The sequence below is a fragment of the Pseudoalteromonas sp. M58 genome, from assembly GCF_042604605.1.
Classification (GTDB): Bacteria; Pseudomonadota; Gammaproteobacteria; order Enterobacterales; family Alteromonadaceae; genus Pseudoalteromonas; species Pseudoalteromonas tetraodonis.
Genome location: NZ_CP152390.1, coordinates 1634079 through 1648140, shown reverse-complemented (window position 1 = coordinate 1648140; position 14062 = coordinate 1634079). Strand labels below are relative to the sequence as shown.

The following is a 14062-nucleotide window of genomic DNA, read 5'->3' as shown; positions in this document are numbered from 1 at the left end:
ATTAGGCTTAACGCCCTGTTAAGAACCAAGATGACCCCATTAGTTTTTGATGTCTGAAGTCAAGATTTGACCCCATTAGTTCTTTAAACGACTTGTTAACAGGCTTATTCTCAAGACTTAGGGATCAATTTATTTATACTCCCCATAAGTTGATTTACTTGGTCTAACCCCACGACATTTTCACTTTTCTTATCTGCTTTTTGATTATCAGATGGTGAAGTAAAAATAACTTTAGACGCTTCCGAAAGAATTTGATCTTTCACCTCATTGTCTACAGCCAAGTCTCCATAGTTAGGTAACGATGTTGCAACAGCTGCTTTATGAGCATAAACCTCTTCTAGAGTACGCTCTCTCTTATATTGGCCAAATGCAAAGGCAAAGAGAGCATAAACAGGAATTAATAAACCAATACGTAATAAAACCGACGACCAAAGAACACCAGAACCGTTTTCAGCATCTTTTATCAAGGTTGCTACTGTTTCATTGTCGAAAACACCAATTATTGAAGAGACAACACAAAAAGTAGTTATTAATGAAGTTACCGCCGTAATTACTGAGGCCCAAAACCAACGTTTTTGATTTTTATTGAGATCTTCTTTACGCTTTTCAAATGATTTTGATAATGAACCTGCAACAGCAGGTTCAATTAACTTATTCACATTTTGTTTAATTACTTCAACTTCTCGATTGTGCGCAAGAAATTTTTGAATTTCATCATCAAGTAATTGAGACTTACCTTCTAATTCTTTACCTAAAGTATATAAATAATTAATTCCCCATGTTTGAAGGTTTGTACGCGCACTTTCAACTTGTTGAAAGGCTTGATGAAAATGCTGCTGATTTTTAGAGTTTATAAAATTCTGGCTATGCGTAAATGCATTGTTTAATTGCCCATGTAGGGAATTTAATATGTTCCATGGAATATCAGATAGAAAGCCATCTTGTTTGAAAGACTTCACCGATTTTTTAAGATCATTCACGGCAACAAGATAATCATCAACAGTCAAATTTTGCCAAGGAGCTAACGCCGGTTTAGCTTCTTCTATCTTAGACAGATCTAATGCTAATAGATTATCGGTGACGGTAAGTATTTGTTGTTCTACTTGGGTCGATGGCACAGTATACTCCTTTGCCTGTTAACGCCGTTATAAGCGGTTTAAAAAGTTTTGGCTATACTGCCCGAAGGGCAAGCCAAACTTTTTAAATCCGACTTGATAACCTTGTTAGGTTTTATTGCGTTTCGTAATGTCCGCAAGAGCGACAAACTATATATTTTTGTTCAATCATATCTAAAAACATATTTAAGATACGATCAACTACGGTAGGTGGCAAAAAGTTAGCTGTTTTAATCTCAGCTTTAGACATAAGCTCAGCTTCTTTTTTTCCGCATTTGTTACATTTAAGTTTCATTTACATCCCTTTAATCTCTTCAGGTGAATAACCTCTAGATTTTAATTCTTGAAATGCTGCAGACCCTTTTAAAGGGGATCTTTTCATTTCATTTTTAACAATCCTTGCTAATTCAGAATCAGATTTCGAAGGCATTTCAGCCTTGAACTCTCTATTTCTTTCATTCGCAGCCTTTGCTTCATCAACAATAGCTCCACCTGCTTTCATAGCTAAATCACCCGCTTTTTTCCAAAAACTCATATACTTCTCCTAAGTTGAGTTGAACTACTTAAAACCTAACAGCTTATTGAACACCACTTTGGGGGGTTATAAAACCCCAAAACGGCGTATATTACATGGCTCAATAATTCCACTAAATAACTTCAATGTAAACAAGTTATTACGCAAGTTATAAAATTATCGTTTTTAAAATACACCAAAACGACTTTTAATAATGTTATTGGACAAAACACCATTAACTGTCTATATATACAGTATTCTTTTTTAAGTTAAATATCGTTTATGAAATCTCTGTTTCTAACCATGATTAAATTATAATGGTGCGCTTTAAAACAAAAAAAGCACAACCCAAAAGGCTGTGCTTTTTAATCAACTAACATTCATACGTTTATAAACATTAGTTTACAAACGAATACCGCCGTCTATCTCTACTACACGGCCAGTAAAAAAGTCGTTTTCGATAATATACTGAGCAGTATGGGCTATTTCAGCGGTTTCACCTAAGCGCCCTACTGGTGTTACAGCCAGCATGCGCTGTTTGGCTTCTGGCTTCATTACATCTGTCATCGCGGTGCTAATAACACCTGGGGCAATTGCGCCAACGCGGATACCAAAACGGCCAAGCTCTTTAGCCCATGTAGTGGTTAATGCCACAACACCCGCTTTTGAGGCAGCGTAATTTGTTTGGCCAATATTACCCGCACGCGCTACGCTCGACATGTTTACAATTACGCCGCCTTTGCCTGATTCAATCATGTGGCTAGCCGCTTCGCGCCCTGCTAAAAATACACCTGTTAAGTTAACGTCAATTACTGATTGAAATTGATCAAGCGACATTTTTTTAACCACTTTGCCGTCTTTGGCTTTTATAAACATACCATCGCGTAAAATGCCGGCGTTATTAATTAATACCCCAATGTGACCAAAGTCACTGTTAATAGTATTAAATACGTCTTCAACTTCGCTCTCAACGGTTACATTAGCGCTGTAGCCTTTAATAGTGCCTGTTACGCCTGCTAATGCAGATAGCTGCTCGGTTGCTTCATTTAACTGGGCTTGCGCCATATCAATTAAGGCAATATTAGCGCCCATTAAGGCAAACTTTTGCGCCATTGCAAAACCTAAGCCTTGTGCGCCACCGGTAATAACTACGGTATTATTTTTTATTTCCACAATACTTTCCTACTTCGAAAACAATTTAAAAATGGCACTAAAATCATCACTGCCTGCACCTTTGTGCTGCATCATAGTGTATAAATTTTTAGCCATTGAGCCCATTGGCGTTAGTGAATTACTTTGTTGCGCTGCTTCCATAGCAAGGCCTAAGTCTTTAGCCATTAAATCGACCATAAAGCCAGGTTTATAGTCGTTACTAGCTGGTGCGGTTTCCATAACACCTGGGCAGGGGTTATAAAGTTCTAACGTCCAGTTACGACCCGAACTTGCGCTCATTATGTCGCTGAGTACTTTTGCATCGAGGCCGTTATTAATGCCCATTTGAATGGCTTCACTGGTGCCTGCCATTAAAATACTCAACAGCATATTGTTACATATTTTGGCAACTTGCCCTGCACCAATATCACCAGCATGGAATATGTTTTTACCCATATCGACTAATACAGTATTGGCTTTATCGAATGCAGCTTGCTCACCACCAACAATAAACGTAAGCGTTCCTGCTGTTGCACCTGCTACACCACCCGATACCGGTGCATCAACAAACGCAATACCTTGCTCACTTAGGGCATGGCCAACGTCACGTGCTGATTGTGCATCTATAGTTGAACAATCAATCACTAACGTGCTTTTACTTAGTACTTTAATTAAACCCGATTGCTCGTCTGTGCCTAAATAAAGTGATTTAACATGTTTGCTTGCCGGTAGCATGCTAATTAGCACATCAGCCTCGTGAGCACAGTCACTGGCGCTTTGCGCCGCACTAGCCCCATGATTCACAAGCTCTTTCACGGCCTCTGCACTTAAGTCAAACACGCGCACACTGTGGCCTGCTTTAACTAAGTTTGCTGCCATTGGGCCGCCCATGTTTCCTAAACCAATAAATCCTATATTAAGTTTACTCATCGCTTTACCCTTGTAAATTTAGTTGTGAAAAGTACGGCTCTAGCGGATGTTGCTCGCCAAAGCGGTTTGCAAAAAAGCTCTCTACTACTTCTTTTGGTACATCAGCTAACGATTTAAACTGCCACTGTGGCGCACCGTCTTTATCGATTAGTAAGGCACGTACACCTTCTTGAAACTCGCCCACTTCACCGGCACGAACCGACATGCCCAATTCCATTTTAAAACACTCAGCTAAGTTTTTACCTTTGCTATGTTTGAGCTGCTCACTTACTAAGGCACAACTTAATGGGCAACCATGCGCCAACGATTTTTGTGCGCGTTGTAGCCATTTGTCATCTGTGGTTAGATTTAAAATGTAATCTACCTGCTGCTGTAACGTGTCAAACTCGCCAAGCTTTTGAATCAAGCTTAAGTTTGCTTTTAAATTGCCTTTTGGCATACGGCTAGAGTTGTTATCTAACTCAATAAGCAAGGTACTTAGCTTGTCGTGATTTAAACTTGCTGTTTTACCCCATTTAGTATTGAGTAATGCTTCAACAAGCTCTGGGTACTTGTCGGCATTAACAAAGTGGTCGGCAAGCGATACAAGCTTAGCGTCTTCACAATTTATAGATGCCGAGGTCAGCCCTAAAAACAAACCAACATGGGCGGGCATTTTATGTAAAAAATAACTGCCGCCTACATCAGGGTAAAGCCCAATAGTTTGCTCTGGCATGGCAATGCGTGATGTTTCGGTAACCACACGGTGGCTAGCACCGGCCATTAAACCTAAACCGCCGCCCATTACAATCCCGTTCCCCCACACTAAAATGGGTTTGTTGTAACAGTGAATTAGGTAATCGAGCTGATACTCTTGAGTAAAAAATTCTTCAACCAGTGAGCTCGGTTTTCCCTCACTCATTGCTTTGTGTAAGCTCACTACATCGCCACCGGCACAAAATGCTTTTTCACCAGCGCCTTTAAGAACCACTAATGCAATGTTATCGTCTTTGTCCCATTGCTGTAGTTGCGGCTCGAGTAAGCTGATCATTTCAAAATTAAGAGCATTTAACGATTTAGGCGCATTTAAGGTTGCAAAACCAATGAGTCGGCCATTGTCTGTGGTTGCCGTTTCAAATACCACGGCAGCATCAGCTGAATTTAAACGAGTAAGTTCGGTCATTAGCCATTCACCCAAATAGCTTTACGTTTTTCTAAAAAGGCGTTCACGCCCTCTTGCTGATCTTCGGTATCAAATAAACCAACAAACAGTTCACGCTCCAGTGGCAATGTATTCGCCATTGGTTGATGACGCCCTTTTTGAATCAAGGTTTTACATGCAGCAACCGACGATGGACTTTGCTCTGCTACTTGGTTTGCCAGTTTTAATGCTGCGGCAAAGCTTTCACCTTGTGCAACCACTTCTTCTACTAAACCAATTTGCAGGGCTTTATCGGCTTTTAAGCGCTCACCGCATAAAATCATGCGTTTTGCCCAGCCTTCACCTACGAGCCATGCTAAGTTTTGCGTTCCACCAGCACAGGGTAATAAACCCACTTTTGCTTCAGGTAACGCCATTTGTGCTTGCTCTTCTGCAATACGAATATCACAAGCAAGCGCTACTTCAAGGCCGCCACCCATTGCATAGCCATTAATGGCTGCAACCGACACACCTCTAAAATTAGTTAGCGCTTCAAACGCTTCACCAAATACACGTGACATATCTGCAGCTACACCTTTATCGCCACTGGCAAATACATTTAGGTCGGCACCGGCGCTAAAGAACTTCTCGCCTTCACCAGTCAGTACTAACGCATAAATATTTTTATTGGTATTTAATTGGTTAACCGTGTCTTTAAGCGCCACTAAGGTGTCTTTCGTCCAGGTATTCGCTGGCGGATTCGACATGGTTAAAATAGCTACATGGCCTTCAATAGTTAACTCAATGCTAGGATTTGACATACTAATCTCCTTATAAAACTTCGCTGGCTGATTCGGCTAAAATACGACGCGCAATAATCACACGCATAATTTCGTTAGTGCCCTCAAGAATTTGATGAACACGTACATCTCTAACATGGCGCTCAAGCGGGTATTCTTTTATGTAACCGTAGCCACCATGAATTTGCAGCGCGTCATTACAAACAGTAAAACCTACATCGGTTGCAAAGCGTTTAGCCATAGCACAATAAGTGGTTTTTTCACTGTCGTTAGTATCGAGTTTAAACGCCGCTAAGCGCACCATTTGGCGTGCTGCTACAAGCTCGGTATTCATATCGGCAATTTTAAACTGTAGCGCTTGAAACGCAGCCAATGGCTTACCAAATTGGGTACGCTCTTTTAAATACTCACGTGCGGTATTAAGTGCCGCTTGTGCTGTACCAATAGAGCAAGTGGCAATATTAATACGGCCGCCGTCTAAACCTTGCATTGCAAATTTAAAGCCTTCACCTTCTTGGCCTAATAAGTTTGCGGCTGGAATACGCACATCTTCAAAGCTAATTAAACGTGTAGGCTGTGCATTCCAGCCCATTTTTTCTTCTGCTTTTCCGTATTCAACGCCTGGTGCATCTGCAGGTACAACAAAAGCCGAAATACCGCCAGGGCCGTCGGCTCCCGTACGTGCCATTACCACTAATATTTCGGTTTCACCAGCGCCTGAAATAAACATTTTTGAGCCGTTAATAACATACTCATCACCGTCACGCACTGCTTTAGTTTTTAATGACGCAGCATCAGAACCCGAGCCTGGCTCAGTTAAGCAATACGATGCAAGTAATTCACCCATTACTAATTGTTCAACGTATTGCTCTTTTACGGTATCGGTCGCAAAACTGGCTATCATCCACGTTGCCATATTATGAATAGTTAACATGGCCGTTGTTGCCGTACAGCCCATCGCCAGCTGTTCAAAAATAATGCTTGAATCTAAGCGAGATAAACCTAAGCCACCGGCTTCTTCTGGGGTGTATAAACCACAAAAACCTAGCTCACCAGCGGCTTTTATTGTGTCTTTAGGAAAAATATGTTCGCGATCCCACTTGGCAGCGTGTGGTGCTAGTTCAGACTCTGCAAATTGGCGAGCCGTTTGCGCAAAGGCTTGTTGATCTTCAGATAAGTTAAAGTCCATGGTAGACCTCTTTAAGTGTGTTTTGTTTGTTGTCAGTTCATCCCATAACGGGAGTAATTAGTGAGGAGCGACAACACTGTGTGTTGTGCCCCTCTTTTTTATTAATTATTCAGTGCAATATTATTTAAGATTAATACTCATGTTTGGACCTGAGGCAATGTCATCCTCAAACCAACGAGAGGTAATAGTTTTAGTTTCTGTGTAAAAACGAATACCTTGTTTACCATAGGTGTGAGTATCGCCGTAAAATGAGCCTTTCCAGCCAGTAAACGAGAAAAATGGCAACGGCACAGGAATAGGCACATTAATACCGACTTGGCCTACTTCAATTTCGTGTTGGAACTTACGTGCAGCTGCACCACTTGATGTAAATAATGAGGTACCGTTACCGTAAGGGCTTTCGTTAATAAGGGCGATGGCTTCTTCAAGCGTATCTACAAACATACACGCCAGTACTGGGCCAAAAATCTCTTCTTTGTAAAGATTCATCTCTTTGGTTACATCAGTAAATAACGTTGGACCTACCCAGTTACCTTGCTCAAACCCTTCAACAGTAAAATCAGAGCCATCAATTAAACAGGTTGCGCCTTGCGCTTTACCATCGGCAATCAATGATAAAATACGCGCTTTTGCAGCTGGTGATGTTTGCGGACCATAAGCGGCGTCTGCATCATCCCATACACCTGGGCGTACACCTTCAAAGCCAGCTTTAATTTCATCAACCCAGTCTTTTGCTTGGCCAACAAATACCGCCACTGAAATACCCATACAACGCTGACCTGCCGCACCAACCGATGCGCCTACTAAGTTATTAACTACGTGAGACTTGCTTGCATCAGGCATAATTACCATGTGGTTTTTAGCGCCCACACAGGCTTGCACACGTTTTAGATGTTGTGTGCCTTTAGAATAAATGTATGCACCTACGCCACATGAACCTACAAATGAAATAGCGCGAACCGCTTTGTCTTCTAATAAACGGTCAACTTGTGGTTTAGTACCATGCACAACTTGTAAAACACCCTTTGGTGCACCCGCTTCAATAAATAGCTCAGCTAAACGCATTGGCGTAAGTGGGTCTTGCTCAGAGGGTTTTAAAATAAAGGTATTACCGCACACAATTGCCAGTGGGAACATCCAAAGTGGGATCATGGCCGGAAAATTAAATGGGGTAATACCTGCACATACACCCAATGGTTGCATGTAAGAATACGTATCGATTTTACGCGCTACGTTTTCCATCGTCTCGCCCATCATTAATGATGGTGCATTAGCAGCTTGCTCGACTACTTCAATACCACGCCACACATCACCTTTGGCATCTTCAAATGTTTTACCTAATTCATGACAAATAATAGTGGCTAATTCATCATGGTTTTCTTTTAACAGCGCCGCGTATTTCATCATAATGCGCGCACGTTCTGTAATAGGAACGTCTTTCCACGTTTTAAACGTTTCGCTGGCAGAGGCAATAGCCGCGTCCATTTCAGCGTCTGTAGCACAAGGTACTTGCGCTAACACTTCTTGATTAGCAGGATTTACAACATCAATTAGTTCATTTGAAGTTGATTGAATAAATTCGCCGTTAATGAGTAAGGGTACTTGGTGCATAATTAAAATCCTATTGATTAAATTGGGTACAGCAGCGTTTTTGTTATAGTTGCTGCGGCTTTATTATTAGTTAAAGTGCTTCTACGGCCATAGCAACGGCTTCACCGCCACCAATACATAAAGAGGCTACGCCCTTTTTAAGACCCCGGTTTTTAAGTGCATGGATAAGTGTTACTAAAATACGCGCACCGCTGGCACCAATAGGATGACCCAATGCACAAGCGCCACCGTTAACATTAACTTTGCTTTCATCGAGCTTTAACTCGTTAATAGCTAGCATGGTAACCATGGCAAACGCTTCGTTAATTTCCCATAGGTCAACATCTGCGGTTGTCCACCCTGCTTTTTCAAGCACACTGTTCATTGCACCAACAGGCGCTACGGTAAATTCACTGGGTTTTTGAGAATGCGTGCTGTGAGCCACAATTTTGCACAGTGGCGTTAAACCCTCTGCTTTTGCTTTTGATTCGCTCATTAAAATCAGTGCTGCGCCACCATCTGAAATAGACGATGAGTTTGCCGCAGTAATAGTGCCGTCTTTTTTAAATGCTGCACGTAAACTTGGGATTTTTTCAGGGCGAGCATTACCAGGTTGTTCATCAATTGAAACTGTTACATCACCTTTGCGGGTTTTAATAGTATGAGGGACGATTTCGTTGTCAAAGCTACCATTTTCTATGGCTGCGTTTGCTTTACTTAACGAACCCAGTGCAAACGCGTCCATTTGCTCACGGCCAATGCCATATTCATCAGCCGTGTCTTGAGCAAAACAACCCATTGCTTTATTGTCGTAAGCATCTTCAAGGCCATCGCTCATCATATGATCTTTTATTTCACCATGTCCCATACGCATACCGCCACGGGCTTTAGGAATAAAGTAAGGCGCATTGGTCATGCTTTCCATACCACCAGCGATTGCTGATTCAATAGAACCTGCCTTAATTAAATCATTCGCTAACATCGCTGCTTTTAAACCCGAGCCACATACTTTATTAATAGTGGTAGCGCCTGTGCTCAGTGAAAGCCCTGCTTTAAGCATTGCTTGACGTGCAGGCGCTTGGCCTAAACCGGCTGGTAATACACAGCCCATAATCACTTCATCAATTGCATCATTGCTTAAACCCGTTTGAGCAAGTGCACCTGCAATAGCTGTAGCACCAAGCTCGGTAGACTGCGCATCACTTAGTGCGCCCATAAATCCACCCATTGGGGTGCGTTTTGCTGCTACAATTACAACGCTTTCTAAAGACATAAAAGGCTCCATTTTCAATTAACGCAAACATGTTTTATTATGTTTAGCTTAATGTTTAAACTAATCTGATAAATACGAGCATACATAAAATTTACGTTTACGCCAACGTAAATCTAAAATCAACTTTCTAATTAGTGTAAAAACTGTAAAGCAAGCTTGCTGAAAATGTATTGGAACCTCCACAAATGGCTTATAACGTTTATAAACACTCAACTTCTAGTGTAAATCCGCATTTATTTTGTACGTCTAAAGTATAACAACCAGATCGCACTTTACCTTTACGTAAACTTCACTTATATTGGTGATATTCGAATGAGGTAAACATTACAATGAAATCAGATAATCAAACAAACTTTGCAAATTCAGCCAATGAGCCGGCTAAGAACGAACAGACTTTTAGTATCAGCGAATTAGCGAAAGAATTTGATATTACCACGCGCTCTATTCGCTTTTACGAAGACCAAGGGCTTATATCACCAGAGCGCAACGGCCAAACTCGTATTTACTCAAAGCGCGATAAAGTACGCCTTAAGTTAATACTTCGTGGTAAACGTTTAGGGTTTACCTTGGCTGAAACCGGTCGTTTGTTTGAACTTTATGATGCAGACAAATCAAGCGCTAAACAGTTAGTTACTATGCTTGACCTCATCAGCGAAAAAAAGGCCGACCTATCTCAACAAATGGACGACATTAAAGTTGTGCTAATGGAGTTGGTTACCGCAGAACGTCGTTGTCGCGACACGCTTAGCAAAATAGATGAATAAAATATAATAAACGTCATCAAACACACAGGAATGAATCATGAGCACTATTTCACTATATAAAGAAATGAATTTTGGTCTTGGCGAAACAGCGGACATGATCCGCAGTCATGTTAATAGCTTCGCAAGTCAAGAAATTGCCCCACTAGCTGAAAAAACAGATCTGGATAATGCGTTTCCCAATCAACTTTGGCCGCAAATGGGTGAAATGGGCGTTTTAGGCATGACCGTTGATGAAGAATTTGGTGGTGCGGGTTTAGGTTATTTAGAGCACGTTATTGCCATGGAAGAAATTAGCCGTGCAAGTGCCTCTATTGGCTTAAGCTATGGTGCGCATTCAAACCTGTGTGTTAATCAAATAAACCGTAATGGATCACAAGCACAAAAAGAAAAATATTTACCTAAACTAATTAGCGGTGAACACATTGGTGCCTTAGCCATGAGTGAGCCTAACGCGGGCTCTGATGTTGTATCAATGAAACTTAAAGCCGAGAAAAAAGGCGATAAGTACATTTTAAACGGCAATAAAATGTGGATCACCAATGGCCCTGATGCCGATACCTTAGTTATTTACGCAAAAACAGATTTAAACGCCGGTGCGAAAGGTATTACCGCCTTTATTGTTGAGAAAACATTCCCGGGGTTTTCTACCGCACAAAAGCTCGACAAACTCGGTATGCGCGGTTCAAACACCTGTGAACTGGTATTTGATAACTGCGAAGTACCCGAAGAAAACATTTTAGGTAACTTAAACGAAGGCGTTAAGGTACTTATGAGCGGCCTTGATTACGAGCGAGTTGTTTTAGCTGCAGGCCCGTTAGGAATTATGCAAGCATGTATGGACATTGTGGTGCCTTACATTCATGAGCGTAAGCAGTTTGACAGCCCGATTGGTCAATTTCAGTTAATTCAAGGCAAAATTGCCGATATGTATACACAAATGAATGCTGCTCGCTCATATGTGTACACAGTAGCAAAAGCCTGTGATCGCGGCGAAACCACCCGTAAAGACGCAGCTGGCGCAATTTTATACGCTGCAGAGCTTGCAACTAAAATGGCCCTTGATGCAATCCAAATTTTAGGCGGCAATGGCTACATAAACGAATACGCAACAGGTCGTTTACTGCGTGATGCGAAATTATACGAAATTGGCGCAGGCACTTCAGAAATACGCCGCATGTTGATTGGCCGTGAATTATTTACTGAAAGCCGTTAAGGATTAATTTATGACGATTTTAAAATCGAGCGTTAATCCCCACGATCCTAGCTTTGTGCAAAACCACAAAAATATGTCGGCGCTGGTGGATGATTTACGCGATAAAGTTGCCAATATTAGCTTAGGTGGTGGCGCTGCACTTAAAGAGCGCCATGAAAGCAGAGGAAAGCTGTTTGTTCGTGACCGTATCAGTACTTTATTAGATGAAGGCTCACCCTTTTTAGAAATATCGCAATTTGCTGCATTTGGTGTGTATGAACAAGAGATACCTTGTGCCGGTGTAGTTGCAGGTATTGGTCGCGTAAAAGGCGTTGAATGTATGGTGATTGCAAACGACGCGACAGTTAAAGGTGGCACCTATTTCCCGCTTACTGTTAAAAAGCATTTACGCGCACAAGATATTGCTGAGCGTTGCCACTTACCGTGTATTTACTTAGTTGATTCTGGCGGTGCCAACCTGCCAGAGCAAGACGATGTATTTCCAGACAAACTGCATTTTGGGCGTATTTTTTACAATCAAGCACGTATGTCGGGTAAAGGCATTCCTCAAATTGCAGTGGTTATGGGCTTATGTACCGCAGGCGGTGCGTATGTGCCCGCTATGGCCGATGAAAGTATTATTGTAAAAGAGCAAGGCACTATATTTTTAGCAGGCCCACCACTGGTAAAAGCGGCAACCGGTGAAGAAGTCACCGCAGAAGAACTTGGCGGCGCCGATGTTCATTGTAAAACATCGGGTGTGGCAGATCATTACGCTGAAAATGATGCGCATGCATTATCAATTGCACGCCAATGTATAGAGCGAATTAATTACACACGTCCTACCGCCCCATTATTAGATGACGTAAAAGCTCCACGATACGATATTAACGAGCTTTACGGCATTGTTGGTACTGATCTTAAAAAGCCATTTGATGTGCGTGAAGTAATAGCTCGCACTGTCGATGACTCGTCTTTTGATGAATTTAAACGTTACTTTGGCGAAACACTAGTGACAGGCTTTGCCAGCATTTATGGTAACCCTGTGGGCATAGTGGCTAACAACGGTATTTTATTTAGTGAGTCGGCGCAAAAAGGCGCGCACTTTATTCAGCTGTGTGCTCAGCGCAACATTCCATTGGTATTTTTACAAAATATTACTGGCTTTATGGTCGGTAAAAAATACGAAGCCGAAGGCATTGCTAAGCATGGCGCTAAAATGGTGATGGCGGTGTCGTGTGCTGATGTACCAAAATTCACCGTGCTTATTGGCGGCTCTTATGGCGCCGGCAATTATGGTATGTGTGGCCGTGCATTTGAACCGACCATGATGTGGATGTGGCCAAATGCCCGTATTTCAGTCATGGGTGGTGAGCAAGCTGCCGGTGTTATGGCACAAGTTAAACAAGATGGATTAGCCCGTAAAGGCGAAAGCATGAGCGAGCAAGAAGTTAGCGATTTTAAAAAGCCAATTATTAGTCAATACGAACAACAAGGTCATCCTTATTATGCCAGTGCCCGCTTATGGGATGATGGCATTATAGACCCTGTCGATACACGTAATGTGTTGGGGCTTGCATTAACTGCAGCTAAAAATGCACCACAGCGTGAGTCTAAGTTTGGCGTATTTAGAATGTAACCGGAGCGCACAATGTCAGTAACACTACAAATAACAAAATCTAATGTGGCTGTACTCGTTTTAAGCCGCCCAGAAAAACGTAATGCGTTTAATAGCGACGTTATCCATGAGCTTATTCAATGTATTGAACATGCTAATACGCTCGATATTCGTGCCTTAGTCCTCAAAACCGAAGGTAAACATTTTTCAGCCGGTGCCGACTTAGCCTGGATGAAATCGATGGCAGATAATAACTATAACGATAACTTAGCTGATTCAATGCAACTGGCTAAACTTATGCAAGTATTAGCACAGAGCCCACATCCTACAATTTGTGCGGTACAAGGTGCCGCCTTTGGTGGAGCATTAGGGTTAATTGCCTGCTGTGATATTGCGCTTAGTAAAGACGATGCACAATTTTGTTTAAGTGAAGTTAAACTTGGGCTAATACCTGCCGTGATCAGCCCTTATGTGATTAAGGCCATTGGTGAACGTGCTGCACGAAGATATTTTTTAACTGCAGAGGTATTTGATGCCCATACCGCAAAGCAACTGGGTTTAGTGCATCAAATTACTGGGAACTTAGAAACAGCCCTCGATAATTTGCTGCAAACCTTGATTGATAACGGCCCTATTGCCGTTAAGGCCGCAAAAGCACTTATTAACGATGTTGCCAATAAAGAGATAAACGAGGAGCTAATTGCACTGACTGCAGAGCGTATAGCTAAAATTCGTGTATCAACTGAAGGCCAAGAAGGACTGAGCGCCTTTTTTGATAAACGCCCTCCCCAATGGCAACTCTAGG

At 42.0% G+C, this 14062-nt stretch carries 14 protein-coding genes; 4 read left to right on the top strand and 10 right to left on the bottom strand.

Features of this window, described 5'->3' with window-relative positions; translation table 11 throughout:
- Positions 1–110: 110 nt before the first annotated feature.
- From AAGD16_RS07540 to AAGD16_RS07495, 10 genes are all read right to left on the bottom strand, one after another.
- Positions 111–1118: a hypothetical protein gene (locus tag AAGD16_RS07540; protein ID WP_377114691.1), complete on the bottom strand. Its 1008-nt coding sequence runs from the start codon at positions 1116–1118 to the stop codon at positions 111–113.
- 112 nt (positions 1119–1230) lie between these two features.
- On the bottom strand, positions 1231–1410 hold the full coding sequence (locus AAGD16_RS07535) for a hypothetical protein (protein WP_377114688.1): 180 nt from the start codon (positions 1408–1410) through the stop codon (positions 1231–1233).
- Positions 1411–1650 carry a hypothetical protein gene (locus AAGD16_RS07530; protein ID WP_377114685.1) on the bottom strand — a complete coding sequence of 80 codons (240 nt, stop codon included), beginning with the start codon at positions 1648–1650 and terminating at the stop codon, positions 1411–1413.
- A 381-nt stretch (positions 1651–2031) separates the two neighbouring features.
- A complete protein-coding gene (locus AAGD16_RS07525) occupies positions 2032–2802 on the bottom strand; it encodes an SDR family oxidoreductase (protein WP_008114682.1) in 771 nt (256 codons plus the stop codon).
- Between the two features lie 9 nt (positions 2803–2811).
- Positions 2812–3711, bottom strand: coding sequence for a 3-hydroxyisobutyrate dehydrogenase (gene mmsB, locus AAGD16_RS07520; protein WP_377114682.1), 900 nt, complete (start codon positions 3709–3711; stop codon positions 2812–2814).
- A 4-nt stretch (positions 3712–3715) separates the two neighbouring features.
- On the bottom strand, positions 3716–4873 hold the full coding sequence (locus AAGD16_RS07515; RefSeq protein ID WP_377114679.1) for an enoyl-CoA hydratase/isomerase family protein: 1158 nt from the start codon (positions 4871–4873) through the stop codon (positions 3716–3718).
- Positions 4873–5652, bottom strand: coding sequence for an enoyl-CoA hydratase (locus tag AAGD16_RS07510; protein ID WP_013464905.1), 780 nt, complete (start codon positions 5650–5652; stop codon positions 4873–4875). The genes AAGD16_RS07515 and AAGD16_RS07510 overlap by 1 nt, the downstream gene beginning before the upstream one ends.
- Before the next feature lie 10 nt (positions 5653–5662).
- Positions 5663–6820 (bottom strand): acyl-CoA dehydrogenase family protein, encoded by a 1158-nt coding sequence (locus tag AAGD16_RS07505; RefSeq protein WP_377114675.1) that lies wholly within the window; start codon positions 6818–6820, stop codon positions 5663–5665.
- 120 nt (positions 6821–6940) lie between these two features.
- Positions 6941–8431, bottom strand: coding sequence for a CoA-acylating methylmalonate-semialdehyde dehydrogenase (locus tag AAGD16_RS07500; RefSeq protein WP_069439443.1), 1491 nt, complete (start codon positions 8429–8431; stop codon positions 6941–6943).
- Between the two features lie 70 nt (positions 8432–8501).
- Positions 8502–9683: a thiolase family protein gene (locus AAGD16_RS07495; RefSeq protein ID WP_377114671.1), complete on the bottom strand. Its 1182-nt coding sequence runs from the start codon at positions 9681–9683 to the stop codon at positions 8502–8504.
- A gap of 329 nt (positions 9684–10012) precedes the next feature.
- Between AAGD16_RS07495 and AAGD16_RS07490 the strand changes: the two genes are divergently transcribed.
- Genes AAGD16_RS07490 through AAGD16_RS07475 form a run of 4 tightly spaced genes read left to right on the top strand, consistent with a single transcriptional unit; the run spans position 10013 to position 14061 of the window.
- Positions 10013–10447: a MerR family DNA-binding transcriptional regulator gene (locus AAGD16_RS07490; RefSeq protein WP_008114692.1), complete on the top strand. Its 435-nt coding sequence runs from the start codon at positions 10013–10015 to the stop codon at positions 10445–10447.
- Between the two features lie 37 nt (positions 10448–10484).
- Complete coding sequence (locus tag AAGD16_RS07485; RefSeq protein ID WP_013464901.1) at positions 10485–11660, top strand: isovaleryl-CoA dehydrogenase; 1176 nt, start codon at positions 10485–10487, stop codon at positions 11658–11660.
- Between the two features lie 10 nt (positions 11661–11670).
- Complete coding sequence (locus tag AAGD16_RS07480; protein WP_024600979.1) at positions 11671–13278, top strand: carboxyl transferase domain-containing protein; 1608 nt, start codon at positions 11671–11673, stop codon at positions 13276–13278.
- Positions 13279–13290: 12 nt separating this feature from the next.
- Positions 13291–14061 carry an enoyl-CoA hydratase/isomerase family protein gene (locus AAGD16_RS07475; RefSeq protein WP_016899945.1) on the top strand — a complete coding sequence of 257 codons (771 nt, stop codon included), beginning with the start codon at positions 13291–13293 and terminating at the stop codon, positions 14059–14061.
- Position 14062: the final 1 nt, after the last annotated feature.

Excerpts from the sequence above, each read along its gene's own strand:
- AAGD16_RS07535 (WP_377114688.1), bottom strand. The coding sequence starts at position 1,410 with ATGAAACTTAAATGTAACAAATGCGGAAAAAAAGAAGCTGAGCTTATG.
- AAGD16_RS07530 (WP_377114685.1), bottom strand. The coding sequence starts at position 1,650 with ATGAGTTTTTGGAAAAAAGCGGGTGATTTAGCTATGAAAGCAGGTGGA.
- mmsB (WP_377114682.1), bottom strand. The coding sequence starts at position 3,711 with ATGAGTAAACTTAATATAGGATTTATTGGTTTAGGAAACATGGGCGGC.
- AAGD16_RS07515 (WP_377114679.1), bottom strand. The coding sequence starts at position 4,873 with ATGACCGAACTTACTCGTTTAAATTCAGCTGATGCTGCCGTGGTATTT.
- AAGD16_RS07510 (WP_013464905.1), bottom strand. The coding sequence starts at position 5,652 with ATGTCAAATCCTAGCATTGAGTTAACTATTGAAGGCCATGTAGCTATT.
- AAGD16_RS07505 (WP_377114675.1), bottom strand. The coding sequence starts at position 6,820 with ATGGACTTTAACTTATCTGAAGATCAACAAGCCTTTGCGCAAACGGCT.
- AAGD16_RS07500 (WP_069439443.1), bottom strand. The coding sequence starts at position 8,431 with ATGCACCAAGTACCCTTACTCATTAACGGCGAATTTATTCAATCAACT.
- AAGD16_RS07495 (WP_377114671.1), bottom strand. The coding sequence starts at position 9,683 with ATGTCTTTAGAAAGCGTTGTAATTGTAGCAGCAAAACGCACCCCAATG.
- AAGD16_RS07490 (WP_008114692.1), top strand. The coding sequence starts at position 10,013 with ATGAAATCAGATAATCAAACAAACTTTGCAAATTCAGCCAATGAGCCG.
- AAGD16_RS07485 (WP_013464901.1), top strand. The coding sequence starts at position 10,485 with ATGAGCACTATTTCACTATATAAAGAAATGAATTTTGGTCTTGGCGAA.
- AAGD16_RS07480 (WP_024600979.1), top strand. The coding sequence starts at position 11,671 with ATGACGATTTTAAAATCGAGCGTTAATCCCCACGATCCTAGCTTTGTG.
- AAGD16_RS07475 (WP_016899945.1), top strand. The coding sequence starts at position 13,291 with ATGTCAGTAACACTACAAATAACAAAATCTAATGTGGCTGTACTCGTT.